Origin of the sequence: Pseudoalteromonas luteoviolacea (assembly GCF_018100925.1) — a bacterium.
GTDB classification, from domain to species: Bacteria; Pseudomonadota; Gammaproteobacteria; order Enterobacterales; family Alteromonadaceae; genus Pseudoalteromonas; species Pseudoalteromonas obscura.
The window spans coordinates 489,238-504,311 of sequence record NZ_JAGJEH010000003.1 but is presented as its reverse complement, the minus strand read 5'-3'; the positions used below and the strand labels follow the sequence as shown (position 1 = coordinate 504,311).

General features: G+C 43.3%; 13 protein-coding genes. 12 read left to right on the top strand and 1 reads right to left on the bottom strand.

The features are described from left to right. Positions 1–91 precede the first annotated feature (91 nt). From J8M00_RS08300 to J8M00_RS08275, 6 genes are all read left to right on the top strand, one after another. A complete protein-coding gene (locus tag J8M00_RS08300) occupies positions 92–916 on the top strand; it encodes a sulfite exporter TauE/SafE family protein (RefSeq protein ID WP_247687285.1) in 825 nt (274 codons plus the stop codon). A gap of 9 nt (positions 917–925) precedes the next feature. Further along, a complete protein-coding gene (gene lgt, locus J8M00_RS08295) occupies positions 926–1,720 on the top strand; it encodes a prolipoprotein diacylglyceryl transferase (RefSeq protein ID WP_023397134.1) in 795 nt (264 codons plus the stop codon). A 114-nt stretch (positions 1,721–1,834) separates the two neighbouring features. Continuing rightward, positions 1,835–2,254 carry a hypothetical protein gene (locus J8M00_RS08290; RefSeq protein WP_211009806.1) on the top strand — a complete coding sequence of 140 codons (420 nt, stop codon included), beginning with the start codon at positions 1,835–1,837 and terminating at the stop codon, positions 2,252–2,254. Between the two features lie 146 nt (positions 2,255–2,400). After that, on the top strand, positions 2,401–2,889 hold the full coding sequence (locus J8M00_RS08285) for a DUF411 domain-containing protein (protein ID WP_211009805.1): 489 nt from the start codon (positions 2,401–2,403) through the stop codon (positions 2,887–2,889). Positions 2,890–2,971: 82 nt separating this feature from the next. Continuing rightward, positions 2,972–4,696, top strand: a complete 1,725-nt coding sequence (locus J8M00_RS08280) for an efflux RND transporter periplasmic adaptor subunit (protein ID WP_211009928.1) — start codon at positions 2,972–2,974, stop codon at positions 4,694–4,696. Positions 4,697–4,708: 12 nt separating this feature from the next. Further along, the gene (locus J8M00_RS08275; RefSeq protein ID WP_211009804.1) at positions 4,709–7,861 is read left to right on the top strand and encodes an efflux RND transporter permease subunit; all 3,153 of its coding nucleotides are present in this window, start codon (positions 4,709–4,711) and stop codon (positions 7,859–7,861) included. 60 nt (positions 7,862–7,921) lie between these two features. Here J8M00_RS08275 and J8M00_RS08270 read toward each other — a convergent pair whose 3' ends face one another. Beyond that, entirely contained in the window at positions 7,922–8,116 is a 195-nt protein-coding gene (locus J8M00_RS08270) for a hypothetical protein (RefSeq protein WP_211009803.1), read from the bottom strand. A 200-nt stretch (positions 8,117–8,316) separates the two neighbouring features. On the opposite strand from J8M00_RS08270, the gene J8M00_RS08265 reads away from it, so the two are divergent. The 6 genes from J8M00_RS08265 to J8M00_RS08240 all read left to right on the top strand — a co-directional run bounded on the left by J8M00_RS08265 (position 8,317) and on the right by J8M00_RS08240 (position 15,030). Further along, a complete protein-coding gene (locus tag J8M00_RS08265; protein WP_023397128.1) occupies positions 8,317–9,168 on the top strand; it encodes a thymidylate synthase in 852 nt (283 codons plus the stop codon). A gap of 235 nt (positions 9,169–9,403) precedes the next feature. Beyond that, entirely contained in the window at positions 9,404–10,048 is a 645-nt protein-coding gene (locus J8M00_RS08260; protein WP_211009802.1) for a hypothetical protein, read from the top strand. A 143-nt stretch (positions 10,049–10,191) separates the two neighbouring features. Further along, positions 10,192–10,788 carry a DUF4402 domain-containing protein gene (locus J8M00_RS08255; RefSeq protein WP_211009801.1) on the top strand — a complete coding sequence of 199 codons (597 nt, stop codon included), beginning with the start codon at positions 10,192–10,194 and terminating at the stop codon, positions 10,786–10,788. 12 nt (positions 10,789–10,800) lie between these two features. Next, entirely contained in the window at positions 10,801–11,298 is a 498-nt protein-coding gene (locus tag J8M00_RS08250; protein WP_211009800.1) for a DUF4402 domain-containing protein, read from the top strand. A 4-nt stretch (positions 11,299–11,302) separates the two neighbouring features. Continuing rightward, entirely contained in the window at positions 11,303–12,109 is an 807-nt protein-coding gene (locus tag J8M00_RS08245) for a molecular chaperone (RefSeq protein WP_211009799.1), read from the top strand. Positions 12,110–12,117: 8 nt separating this feature from the next. Next, the gene (locus J8M00_RS08240; RefSeq protein ID WP_211009798.1) at positions 12,118–15,030 is read left to right on the top strand and encodes a hypothetical protein; all 2,913 of its coding nucleotides are present in this window, start codon (positions 12,118–12,120) and stop codon (positions 15,028–15,030) included. Positions 15,031–15,074: the final 44 nt, after the last annotated feature.

Here is a 15,074-nt window from a genome sequence, read left to right as displayed (position 1 = left end):
AAAGAGCGCTATTTTTGAATCAAGCGAATAGGTGTGCAGGCTCACCGCAGATGCGTTAACATAGGGCACAACAATAACAAAGAGCATCATAATGAACATCATTATGTCTATTAACGCACCGTTGGTTTTAAGCTGTGCGTTACTCGGTTGTGTGGTCGGTTTTTTAGCTGGGTTGCTTGGTATTGGTGGTGGTCTCATTATTGTCCCGGTCCTATCGGCAATATTGATCAGTTTTTCAATATTACCCACTGAGCAAGTCATCGTAGTGGCAATTGCGACCTCATTAGCGTCAATATTATTTACTTCAACGTCTTCCGCAATTGCACATCACCGAAATGGCAATGTGCCTTGGGCTATAGCACCTTGGGTAGTGAGTGGTGTCGCGATAGGTGCGCTTTTAAGTGGCTTTTTTACCACCTTAATCCCTGCTTTGATCATCAAATGGGTATTTTTACTGTGTGTGATTTTAATCGCTGCAAAAATGGTGATTTCAAGCCGTAATGTTGAACAAAACGTCACTCGAAATTTACCCAGCGGTGCGACGATTACCGGCATAACCAGTATAATGGGTGCGCTCTCAGCCATGATTGGCATTGGGGGTGGGGTGCTTGTAGTACCATTGCTTAACTATTTTTCTATAGATATGAGAAAAGCCATAGGGTGTGCTGCGGTGAGTGGTATTGTGATCGCTTTGTTTGGCAGTATTGGTTATATCGTTGCGGGTAGCGAAAAGTTAACTTTGCAACAAGGCTTTTTGGGATATATTTACTTACCGGCTTTATTTGGTATTGTACTGACTTCTTGGTTTACTGCACCATTGGGTGCTAAAGCCACACATTATTTACCAGTAGCAACAATTAAAAAGGTGTTTGCATTCATACTCATCGTGATTGCAGGCAAAATGTTATTTTATTGAGGGAAAGCGATGGCTTTGCAGTTTCCGGAAATTGATCCGATTATATTTTCAGTCGGTCCACTAAGTGTCCGTTGGTACGGCCTTATGTACTTAATTGGTTTTGCATTTGCGATGTGGTGGGCAAATAAAGAAGCTGATAAACCCAACTCGGGCTGGACGAGAGAACAGGTCAGTGACTTGCTATTTTATGGCATGTTAGGGGTCATTTTAGGTGGCCGTATTGGCTACGTGCTATTTTACAACTTCTCTTCCTTTTTATCAGATCCGCTGATGCTATTTAAAGTATGGGAAGGAGGAATGTCATTCCACGGCGGTGCACTTGGTGTCATCACCGCGATTTTTATTTTTGCATGGCGAACTAATAAGTCCCCTTTGGCTGTGGGAGATTTTGTGGTGCCTATGGTTCCTGTGGGGTTACTAGCTGGCAGGATCGGTAATTTTATTAACGGTGAATTGTGGGGACGGCAAACGGATGTACCTTGGGCGGTAATTTTCCCTTCGGGCGGTAATGTTCCAAGGCACCCCTCCCAATTGTACGAAGCGTTTTTTGAAGGGTTGGTCTTATTCTTGATTCTTGTTTGGTATCGCAAACAGCCGCGTCCAGCAGGTAGTATTGCAGGACTATTCTTATTGGGCTACGGCGTATTTAGGTTTGCAATTGAATACTTCCGTCAACCAGATGCCCATATTGGGTTACACGCTGGTATTATCTCACAAGGGCAAATATTGTCGTTGCCAATGATAATTGGCGGCCTAGGCCTGATGATTTGGGCGCATCGCCGAGAAGCAGTTAAAGCTGCTTAATTACATGCTTATGGTCTAGCTAAGTGAGTAAATTACTCACTTAGCTAGACAGTGTTTTATTCTTTGTCGATTTAGCGTTATAGTAGTACTACAAAAATCAAAGGTATCAGACTTGTGAGTGATCGCAAATTATCAAAAACAGTATATAACCCTGTGCAACTGGTATTAGTTGTGGCAGTGTTTTTGATGTTTGTGTTTCAGCCATTGGTGCAGGCAAAGATGATATGTGATCACGATATGCCGATGGCTTCTATAACAGTGGCCATGCATGATGTTCACCAGAGTATATCGCAGTCACATGACCACAGTAGCGGTATGCACCATGATACTTCTATGGCAACACACAGTGATATGGATTGTTGCAAGACCGATTGTACTTGCCCTACCAGTTTGTGCGCGCCGTTTTCTCTTTTTATCAGTGAAGCGAATATCTTTTCTACAATCAATTTAGCAACAGACAAACCTGTTTCTGGCTATGTCGGTTCACCTAACCAATTTATCAACTCCGTATATAAACCACCCATTTTGGTGTGATCCTAGGGTTATTGCGCCCTAAATATTCTGTATAAAAATTGGCCGTCTTCATGTCTGCTTATTAGCCTGTGCTGTGACAGCATTGGGTTTAAGTTTTGGCAATATGTGTCGGCGGCTATAGATCACAACTAAAAATGAGTTCCAGCATGTATAAATTTAAATTTGTAGCACTTGTGCTATGCCTTTCAGTTATTTTTGGCTTTCAAAGTCCAGTAAGCGCAACACAAAGCGTCGAGCATCCGATGTTAAAAGTATACAAAACCCCGACATGTGGCTGTTGTACGAAGTGGTTAGCACATTTAACTCAATTTAACATCTCTCACCAAATATATGATTTACCTAATTTAAGCGAGGTTAAGCGCAAGTTGGGGGTCCAAGCCCGTTATCAATCTTGCCATACAGGGGTGAGCGATAATGGCTATGTTTTCGAAGGGCATATCCCTGCAAAGTTTATTAAACAATTCTTATCTAATCCGATAGAAAATGCCATTGGGTTGTCTGTTCCGGCTATGCCGCTTGGTTCTCCGGGCGTGGAAGTAGGGAAGCGTTTTAACCCATATCAAGTGTTGATACTAATGAAAGATGGCAGCAGTAAGGTATTTGCCACCGTGACTGAATATGAGGAGCAGTTCTAATGGCCGTTATCTATGAGCAATACATACCAATTCTCAATCAGCAACCGAGTTTAAATAACAAAGGTTTAGGGGGAGTACGATGATGTCTTCTGCAATAAAAACCCTTTGTACGGCTTTAATTGGGATTGCAATAGGCGGCCTATCGGCCTTGTTATTTATGGAGGGACAACCGCTCAGTGATAAAGAAGCAACACCGGAAGGCGAGAAAAAGCCGCTTTATTGGGTGGCACCGATGGACGCAAATTATCGTCGTGACCAACCTGGAAAGTCACCCATGGGCATGGACCTTGTGCCGGTTTATGACGAACCTCAAGGACAAGATGAGTTTGGTCCTGGCGTAGTAAAAATAGCTTCCCATATGGTTAATAACTTAGGGGTGAGAACGGCGACTGTGAAACGAGGCTCACTGCAAACCTCAATAAGTACAGTGGGCTATGTTCAGTATGATGAACACAAGTTGGTGCACATCCATCCGCGCGTAGATGGTTGGGTAGATAACTTATACGTTAAAGCGATAGGTGATGAAGTCGAGCAAGGACAGGCGTTGTACGATTTATATTCTCCTGAATTAGTGAATGCACAAAAAGAGATGCTCGTCGCGTTGAAGCAATCAGATCAGCAGCTGATAGATGCAGCGCGTAAGCGACTTAGAGCACTTAAAATGTCCGTGGACTTCATCGAGCAGCTGATAAAGACCAAACAAGTTCGTCAAACAGTTACATTTTATACGCCGCAATCAGGCGTAGTTGAAAATCTTAAGATCCGTGAAGGTTACTATGTGCAGCCTGGCACGACCATGATGAGCATAGGTAAGTTGGATCAGGTGTGGGTTGAAGCGGAAGTATTTGAGCGCCAAGCTGCGGTTATTAAACCCGGGCTACCAGTTACAATGGAGTTAGATTACTTACCAGGCAAATCTTGGCTTGGCAAAGTAGATTATGTGTATCCCAGCTTAGACGCTCAAAACCGTACACTGAGGGTTAGGCTCAAATTTGATAATCCAGGTTTAATACTCAAGCCAAATATGTTTGCGCGTGTTGACATTGAAGCTGATCCAATACTCGAGGTTTTAACGGTTCCGGCAAGTGCAGTGATCCGAACAGGAGCCCAAAATCGAGTTGTATTGGCGCTAGGCGGCGGTCAGTTTAAATCCATTGAAGTAGAGATTGGCAGAATTAATGACACTGCCATTGAGGTAGTCTCAGGGCTGACAGAAGGCGAAGAGGTGGTTACCTCTGCACAATTTTTAATTGACTCAGAATCTAGTAAAACGTCTGATTTCAAAAGAATGCAATTTGTGGAACGCCCCAAATCTGTTTGGATGCAGGGCGAAGTAAATAGCGTGATGGTGCAGCATCGTGAAGTTAATATTACCCATGAACCAGTTGAAGCATGGGACTGGCCCACCATGACGATGAATTTTAATGTTGCAAAAGCTGTGGAGATAGAAACTTTGAAGTCTGGTCAGCGATTGCATTTCGAAGTTACAGAACAAGATGCTGGCGGATACGAGGTAACAGGTATTCATATAGTGGCACAAGCTAAGATTCCGACAGCAACAGTTAAAGGGGTGATTAATCATATAGATCAGAAAGGACGCATTTTGAATATCAGTCGAGAAGCCATTGATAAATGGAAAAGGCCTGCGGCGACAATGGATTTTGTGGTGGCTGGTGAATTGGAGTTCAAAGAGTTCAAAGTAGGTGATGAGATCTCATTCACCTTTGAAGTTCGAGATGACTTAATCATTGTTGCTATGCAGGCAGCTGACGATGAGCAAGCGCACGATAGCCATGCACATCATTGATAGGAGCCGAGCGTGATTGAATCAATTATTAAATGGTCTGTAAACAATCGCTTGTTGGTGGTGCTGATGACACTGGTGTTGACATTTGGTGGGATCTATTCGCTAAAACATACACCTGTTGATGCGATCCCTGATCTGTCTGATGTACAAGTGATTATCAAAACCAGTTATCCAGGTCAGGCACCGAAGGTGGTGCAAGATCAGGTAACTTTTCCGCTCAGTACTGCGATGCTGTCGGTTCCTGGCGCTAAAACTGTGCGTGGATTTTCCTTTTTTGGCGATTCTTATGTCTATATTATTTTTGACGATGACACCGACCTCTATTGGGCGCGAAGCCGAGTTCTTGAGTACTTAAACCAAGCAGCTGCAAGTTTACCTGAGCCAGCAAAACCACAGCTTGGTCCCGATGCCACTGGGGTTGGGTGGATATATATGTATGCACTCACCGATAGTTCTGGAAAGCACGATCTTAGTCAGCTACGTAGTATTCAAGATTGGTTTTTAAAATATGAATTGCAGACGGTTTCCGGGGTATCTGAAGTCGCCACAGTAGGTGGGATGGTGAGGCAGTATCAAGTAGAAATTGACCCAAACAAACTAAGAGCATATGACATCCCACTGAGTTTAATTGAAATAGCACTCAAACAGGGTAACCAAGAAACGGGAGCTTCAGTAATTGAAATGGCGGAAGCCGAGTATATGGTGACTGCTACTGGGTATATAGGTTCTCTCAGAGATATTGAACAAATCCCATTGGGTGTCAGTATTAAAGGGACTCCGCTGACAATTGGACAAGTCGCACAAGTGCGTTTGGGGCCGCAGATGCGTCGAGGTGTTGCCGAGCTCAACGGTGAAGGCGAAGTCGTTGGCGGGATTGTGGTGATGCGCTCAGGAGAAAATGCACAAGCGACCATAGAGGGGGTTAAGGAAAAACTACAGTCGTTGAAGCTGTCTTTACCAGAGGGGGTAAAAGTAGTGCCTGTTTACGATCGCTCTCAGCTAATTGAGGCGGCAGTGGATAACTTATGGCAAAAATTGACAGAAGAGTTAATCGTCGTGGCTGTGATCTGCGTGGTTTTTTTATTCCATCTAAGGTCGTCTATTGTGGCGGTGATCTCATTGCCGCTTGGCATACTGGTGTCTTTTATCATCATGCATTTTCAAGGGATAAACGCCAACATCATGTCATTGGGCGGCATTGCAATTGCGATCGGTGCTATGACAGATGGCGCGATTGTAATGATTGAAAATATGCATAAACATATGGAAAGAACGCCATTGACCGATGAAAACCGCTGGGAAATAGTTACCAAATCGGCGTCAGAAGTAGGCCCAGCACTGTTTTTTAGTTTGTTGATCATTACCGTTTCATTTTTGCCTGTATTTATATTAGAAGCTCAGGAAGGGCGAATGTTTGAACCACTTGCCTATACTAAAACGTATGCTATGGCAGCATCGGCAGGGTTGGCTATTACCTTGGTGCCTGTGCTCATGGGGTACTTCATTCGCGGTAAGGTACTTTCAGAAAAGAAGAACCCTTTAAATCGCATGTTAATTGCCCTGTATATGCCCGTACTAAAGCAGGTGATGCGATTTCCTAAAAGCACCATTCTATTGGCGGTTGTGGTGTCTGTTGTGGGCTTTTATCCTGTGAGTAAAATCGGCAGCGAGTTTATGCCACCACTTGATGAAGGCGACTTAATGTACATGCCCACGACCTACCCGGGAATATCGATTGGTAAAGCGCGCGAGTTATTGCAGCAAACTGACAAATTGATCCGCACAGTACCTGAGGTAGAGAATGTCTTTGGCAAAGTAGGGCGTGCAGAAACCGCAACAGATCCGGCACCGCTCACTATGATTGAAACCTTTATTCAATTGAAGCCTAAATCGCAATGGCGTGAAGGCGTGACTACTGAGAGCTTGCAAGCTGAACTGGATAGCCTCGTTAAATTTCCGGGGCTGACGAATGCATGGGTAATGCCGATAAAAACGCGGATAGATATGTTGGCAACAGGAATTAAAACCCCTGTTGGTATCAAAGTCGCGGGTCCAGATCTTGAGGTCATTCAAGATATTGGTCAGCAAATTGAACGCATTTTACCCGCGGTTGTCGGAACCGCGTCTGTGTACTCTGAGCGGGTTGCTGGTGGCCGATATATTAAAGTAGATATTTCCCGAGTGCAGGCTAGCCGTTTTGGGTTAAATATTGCTGATGTTCAGCAAGTGGTATCGACTGCGATTGGCGGCGCTGTTGTGACACAAACTATCGAGGGGCAGGAGCGTTATCCTATTAATATTCGCTATCCGCAACATTTCCGTGATTCACCGGAAAAGCTCGCCAAGTTACCGGTGATCACGCCATCAGGTAAACACATTACATTAGGTGACGTTGCTGAGGTTTATATTGATACCGGACCCGCGAGTATAAAAAGTGAAAATGCGCGTTTGAATGGGTGGACATATATTGATATTGAAGGAATTGATGTCGGTACGTATGTACGAAATGCAAAGGCCCATTTATCGACGGAGCTTGAGCTACCAGCTGGTTATTCGATTATTTGGGCTGGTCAATATGAGTATATGGAAAGAGCAAAAGCCAAGCTCTCATACGTATTGCCTCTCACCCTCGCTATCATTGTGATTTTACTTTATTTGAATTTTAAAGCGCTAAGTGAGGTGATATTGATTCTGATAACCCTGCCTATGGCCATGATTGGTGGAGTATGGTTAATGTATTGGGAAGGGTTCAATTTCTCGGTGGCTGTTGGGGTTGGATTCATTGCGCTGGCAGGCGTTGCAGTGGAAATAGGCGTGATCATGTTGGTCTATCTCAACCAAGCACTCAAAGAGCTCAAAGAAAAAGCACAAAATACAGCCATCGTTATTTCAGATACAGACTATATGAATGCGCTTATTTATGGTGCGGGATTGAGAGTTAGGCCTGTTATGATGACGGTTACAACCATTATCGTTGGGTTACTGCCAATATTGTATGGAACTGGAACGGGTTCTGAAGTGATGAGTCGTATTGCAGCGCCTTTAGTCGGCGGTATGACAAGCGCTGTTGTACTTACGCTTATTGTACTACCCGCCTTTTATAGCCTTTTGAAGCGCCGAGATATTGCAAAATTTAATCAAAGTATTGCTGTTAATAACGGCTAATTGGGGGCTGAACTTGAAGAAGCAATGTTCCAGTGAACCTTGCTTCTTTTATTGACGTCGTTACGACGCCACAGGGCAGTCTTGCTCTCTTGCCGTGAAGCAACCACTGTTGTGTATCGCATTGATACATGTTCCCTGACCTACTGTAGGGCACAAGTCTGGCTCGCCACCAGCAACAAAGTTTGTTGCGTTTGGTTGTAGAGCTTTATCACTAGACAGTTTTTTAAGTGGGGTTTTCTTGATTGTAAGCTTCATAATTTTCCTTATATATTTTGATTAAAGCAAACCTAAGCTAGCAAGAAAAAATACACAATTGCACTGCCATTATTCTCAGTGTATGTGTGAAGGTCTTCAGGTACTCGTTATATTTATCAAGCCAGCAATGATGGTTTAGCGTCAACTGGCAGTGTATGATATGGCACAGTTGATTTTAGTAGAGTGATAGGGTTACGTTAATGAAGCAATATTTAGATTTATGTCAGCGCATTGTCGATGAGGGCAAGTGGGTTGAAAATAAAAGAACAGGTAAAAGATGCCTGACGGTGATTAATGCTGATTTGACCTATCACGTCGATAAAAATGAGTTTCCACTAGATACGACGAGGAAAAGTTTTTGGAAGGCCGCAATTGCAGAGTTACTGGGTTACCTGCGAGGTTATGACAGTGCAGCACAATTTCGAGAAATTGGCTGCAACACATGGAATGCCAACGCAAACGAAAACCAAGACTGGCTCAATAATCCGAACCGCAAAGGGGAAGATGACATGGGGTTTGTTTATGGTGCTGTTGCCAGAAACTTCCCAAAGCCAGATGGAGGGAGTGTCGATTTAATCAAACAAGTGATAGACGATTTGTCTAAAGGAATAGATAACAGAGGAGAAATTATCACTTTTTATCATCCTGGCTCATTCCATTTAGGCTGTTTACGCCCTTGTATGTTTCAGCATCAATTTTCCATATTAGATGGTGTATTGTATTTAAATAGTTATCAGCGCAGTCAAGATGTACCGTTAGGTGGCAATTTTAATGCGATTCAAGTGTTTACCTTACTTAAACTGGTTGCTCAGATAACAGGTCTTGAAGCTGGTAAGGCATTTCATAAGATTGTGAATGCGCATATTTATGAAGATCAACTTGAGTTAATGCGTGATGTACAATTAAAACGAACGCCATTTGCTTCACCACAATTACATATTAACCCTGATATCAAGAGCTTTGAAGATTTAGAGACTTGGGTAACTTTGGATGACTTCGAAGTGACTAACTATCAGCATCATGATGCCATTCAATATCCATTTTCAGTTTAAGCTCAGAGCAAATTAGGGTTAGATAAATTTTATCTGGCCCTATCTGTCCCTTTTTTGTATATCCCTCTTTTGTGTTGTTCCTATTTCAAGTGAATTCAGGGTTTTTGTTCTTTTTTTGCTCAAAAACTAAGGTTTTTATCCGATTTATTGGACAAATCAGTCTTTTTTAGTCAGTCTAACGCCTTAGCTATGTAGTAAATCGCGTCTGTAAATTTGTTAAGGTGGAATGTGCTGTATGCCTACCAAGTTTTGGTTACCAACTTCATTAGCAGTGTGCATCTCACTGTGCTTAGCCAGCTGTGCAAATACAACTCAGACACTTGAAGAAAAAGTGGCGCAGCAAGAAGCGATACACGCCCATAAAGCCTTGGTTTCCTCATATGAAGAAAACAAGGCCAGTATTGAGCGTTTGGCAAAAATGGAAGGGGATTTGACCCAGTTGCTTAAATTGCTCTCTACACAGGCTGAAGTTCCTGATTTGCATGATTACTTGCAACCCACTCAACCGGTGATTAAACATGCCGTTAAACCTGACTCGAAAAGGGGCTCGTTTGTTGAAACGCATGATGTATCTTCGGTGAGCAATACAGATGAAGCAGAGAAAACATTTCAGACCCCAGATTTAGTGGTGGGTATTCATTTAAAGCGAGACGCAGCTTTGTCACAAGTACAGCAGATCCAAGCACAAATTAATACAATCAGGCAAAGCTATCCACTCGTATTTAATGGGGTCAACGCTCATATTGTTGAGCCTGACCGAGACAGGAAATTATTTTTTGTTACTGCATATGGCTTTAGCTCTCGACAAGAAGCAACCGTATTTTGCAAAGCGATATCTAGGGTCACTAGACATTGCTCTGAACTTAAAAATTACATATAAGTGTATAAATATAGGGACTGATTTTATGCCTATCGGGCGGTAAGTGTAATCTTATTTTAGAGCTATCACTCAGAATAAGCCGTCGCGAGACAACTAATTTTAATCACGCTTTATTTATGTTGTGATTTGTATAGGATAAAAGTATGAAAAAGAACTTAAAACAGTTAGGTTTAATGACAGCGATAGCTGTACTACCCTTTTCTTCTTTCAGTGCTCAAAAAGCGACATTTGATGCCAAAGTGAAAGTTAAAAACGCGTTTCAATTGGTCAAAAACAATGACTTAGATTTTGGTACAATTCGAGCTGTGGCTGATAATACTGGTACAGATACGGCCTCATTGACGATCCCTGCTGATACGACACAAACGCCGACTGTTGCTTCTACCAATGTGAATAATGCTGAGATTGCTATTATTTCTGCTGGCAGCCCGGCGCAATTCCAAATTTCCGGTGTTGTGCCATTTGCGACTTTATCTATTACCGATCCTGTTGAGACTGATGTCTCATTGGCCGCTGGTAGTGGCAGTGGTGCTGCAGGATTTAAACTTGGCTCATTTACATATTACATCGAAACGGGTGCTTCGAACTCAACTCCTGTTGTTGGTAAGCAAATCCAAGTAAATGAAAATGGCGAAGCTGTTTTTAATATTGGCGCAACGCTATCAACAACAACGGGTAATTCTGCCAATTATCTAGATGGTGATTATATTGGTACTTTCACATTGGAAGTGAGTTACTAAAGGCTAAGAGCTGTGTCCTTGATCTCAGTCTGTAAAAGACCGCATGCGAAAGGTGTCCAACACGCTGTATGGGCCGGGTTATTATTGCTAATAAGTTACTCTGCCAGCAGCCGAACTGAGGTGATCACACCATTGGATTTTGGCACAATTGTAATTTCAGATCACACTCAAGTTGGTCGTGTTCAAATCGGTGCGAGTGGGCACAATGTAACAAGCGGTCCTGTGCATTTGGTGTCTGGAGGGCAAGCCGCAGAATTGCTTTTTTCTTCGTTGCCAGCTTTACATAGTGTCACCGTTTCAACAAGTATTATCACGCCTATGCTTTCCCATAGTAACCTATACGTACAGGGAATAAATTTGGTGCAGCTAGAACACGTGGATAGGCTATTTAGTGACGCACAGGGCAACGCTTTATTAAAGGTGGGGGGAACCATTGAGATCGGAGCTCAATCTACCCAGTATCCAGACGGTACGTATCGTGTTTGGGCAAATATAGAAGTAAGTTATTAGTTTTATGAAAATGCAATTAGTAAGTATCGGCTTTGTGGCCCTTTCTTTTTTTACTCAGGCTGTGTATGCCTCTTTGATGATTTCGCCAACGCGTGTGGTGTTTGATGAGCGTCAACGCACGGCCAAAGTATTCTTAATCAACAATGGCAGTGAAGCGAAAACTTATCGCTTGGGGTGGAAAGAAAAACAAGCCTTGCCTTTTGGCGGATATCAAGATCTTCAACCTGAACAGGTCGGACCGTGGAAATTGAGCCACTTGATGAGAATGACACCAAGGCAAGTACATTTGGCACCCGGTGAAAGACAGGCCATTAAGTTAGCGCTGCGTCGAAAGCAGGGGATGAGCGCTGGTGAGTATCGCTCTCACTTGTTATTTCAAGCCTTGCCGACAGAGCAACTCGATAACTCTGAAGCAATCGGCATTAGCCTAAATATGATATTGAGTTACAGCATTCCTGTCATTTATAGAAAAGATGTTGCTGCGCCCGAAGTGCGCATTGCTGCTACAAAGCTAGCTACCGATTTAAATGGCAAGACCGTGATTGCAATAGACTTGCAAAGAAGCGGTAACGCCAGTGCGCTTGGAAAATTGCAAGCCCATTGGCAGCCTAAAGGTGCGAAGGAGTGGCAAGTTGTGGCAACAGCAAACAATTACGCAATTTACCCTGAAGTAACTAACGCAAGCGTCGAATTAAACACTTTAGCTGGCAAGGTATTAAAGGGCGCAGGACAATTACGTGTTACCTATACGGGTCAAGAAGAGTATCGAAACCTGGTATTTTCACAACGCACTTTTGATATAGCGCATTAAACCCAACTGTGATCTCCAAGTGTTTCATTGCTGCGCTACTTTGTGTCAGTGCAGCGATCCCTTATTTTAGTCATGCCAATACAGAAAATACTATAGGGCAAACATACTCCGTACTTAGCTATGGCGAAGACCGCATTCAAACCGGTGAAGTACTGTTTTTTTCACTCTATATGGAGGGTTATTATCTCTCTGAGGTGTTCGCTAGGAAGAGTAAAACAGGGGTTCAGCTAGAGTTGCAAAGCCTGTTTTCTGCTTTAGATTTTGCGATTTCATATGACGAAAATGTATCTCGATACAATGGGTGGTTTATTGATCAAGCGCAGCGTTTTTCACTTGATTTAAAGCTCAGAGAAGCTGTTGTGGGGGACCAAATAGTGCGTTTTGACACAAGCGATTTTGCTCAGATTGACGGTGAAGTCTATTTTGATGCTCGCAGAGTATCGAGCTGGTTTGGGTTGCAGTTCAAGTTTAATTATCAAGACTTAAAGTTGCAAATGAGCAGTGAACAACAGCTACCAATTGAGCGGCGTATAGAGAGGCAAAATCGTCAATTCAGCCCAGGAACAGCTCAACAGTCACCAGTTCTGCCTTGGAAAGCGACCCCGTATCAAGTGTGGAGCCCGCCTTTACTTGATATTCAAGGTTCATTTAACACAATGAATTTGAAAGACAATGTCGCCTCTCTATCTTTGCTTGGCAGTCAAGATATCGCATTTTGGAACACAGCTTATTTTTTAAGTGGGCGCTCAGGCGATCTTTTAAGTGAAAGCCGTATCAGTGCAAGTAGGGAAAATGAAAGTGGGGTTGATTTTGGTCCCATCACAGCGACGCAAGTTGAAATTGGAGATGTGCTGGGTACGCGCATTGGAGGTAACTATCGCACCTCATATGCTCGTGGGGTCCGAGTCAGTGACAGGCCTCTCTACAGGCAAATTGATACACAAACTGTGAGGATCAGTGGTGTGATCCAAGTTGGTTGGGATGTGGAGCTGTATCAAAATGGATTGATGATAGATCAAAGACTAAACGTACAATCTGGGTTATATGATTTTGAATCAATAGAGCTCTATTTTGGTAGTAATGAATTTGAACTGGTGATGTACGGGCCACAAGGTCAAGTGCTTCAAGAGAGCCGCTCTTACTTTGTTGCAGGGAATAATATTGCCGAGGGTGAAGGGTATTTTGATACATCGATTGTTGATACTGGAAAAACGCTATTAGGTGACAATGTAGGTATGCCTGATATTTCGGGCTGGAATCTACTCAGCAGGTATGACTATGGCTTCAGTGATGACCTTTCTGTATATGGTGGCATGCGCTATGGCTTAGAGGGACAAGAAAATGTTTCTCAGCTCAATATAGGGGCAAGTTATGACGTTTGGAATAAGGGGATTTTAAACGTGGATTTAAGCCGTGATGATCAGGGCGCACGTTATTATCAGTTTCAAGGTCGTACGCAGGTAAATCAGCATGCACTTAGTTTTGTACTTACCGATCACAAAGTGCGTACTGAGCTAGGACAAGCATTGCTGCAACACACACAAGAGTTTGCTGTTCGGGCTGCAGGTACATTATACAGACATAACCATGTGCGGCTTAATTACCAAAACACACTTAACTGGCGTCGTGAACAAGCTGGAAGCGATTTCTTAGGATCCAGTTTACTTTCTGTGGCGACGCAGTTTGGCACTTTTAGTAACCAGTTGGATTACCACCAAACTAATTCGGCGTCAGACCACACACTGAAGGGGATCACGCGTTGGCAAGGGCGAGTCCGAGGTACATATGGCCGGATTGGGCTGAGTTATCAGCTACACCCACAAAAACAGCTATCTGATTACCAAATACAGCTGAGCCGTATCCTAGACAGCCAGTTTGATGTCGAGCTGGACTACACTAAATCGTTGATTAATGAAGATTATGAAATCGGTGCAGGGGTAAATTGGCAACACGACAGATTTAGACTAACTGGGCGATTTAGCTATCTTCAAAACGATGACTGGCAAGTGGGGCTGACTGGACAATTTAGCTTGGGATATCAAAGCTACAGCAATGAGTTTTTTATCACCGACAGGCGTCTTGCCAGTACTGGCTCGGTATTAGTAAAAGTCTTTTTAGATCAAAATAACAATGCGATATTTGATGGCAATGATAGGCTTTTGGAGGGCGTGAAAATACGATCAGTACAAGGTTTTTCCCAAGCGTTTACCGATACGAAAGGTGTCGCTTTGCTGGGAAACATGCCACTCAATAGGCAAACTGATATTGTGATGGATGAAGAATCACTGCCAGATCCATTTTATATTGCAGCACATGACGGTCGTTCGATCACGCCTCGTAAAGGGTTTCTCGCTTATTTGGAATATCCCGTGGTGCATGCCGGTGAGCTCGAAGGCGTGGCGTATGAAAAAGATCTCAATGGACAAGAGCAGCCTTTGGCGTATGCTGATATTGAGTTAGTTGGCCGCAATCAAAAGGTGGTTGCGACGGTTAAATCAGCCTACGATGGTTACTACGTCTTTAGTAATATTCGACCCGGTCAATATGAAGCGAGGGTCAAAAAGCGTTCAACGGATAACTTTAGGCAGCACAATACGGTAGAAGTGGCGCTTTCAAATCTCGGTGATGTGCTGCTTGAAGTTGATTTGTTAGTAGAACAATTGCCCCATTACAAAGGCTATATTGCTAGAGGAGGGGAGTTCGACTCTTTGACAATATTACAGGCCTACGTGGCGATTGTGTTTAAACGGTCGAGGCATTTATTTTCGACAAAGCCTTTTTACGTACATGACAAAAAGCGAAAAAAATACTTACTTGGTTACAAGTTTGCTAAACAGTCACAGCAGGCGGCAAGAGCTTGCCTTAAACTTAAGCAAAATCACATCGCGTGTGAGGTTGAGCGTATTTCCGTTGCGCAATAATCGTTAAGCAAATCCATGCAAGATACGACGTGATAAATCTTTGT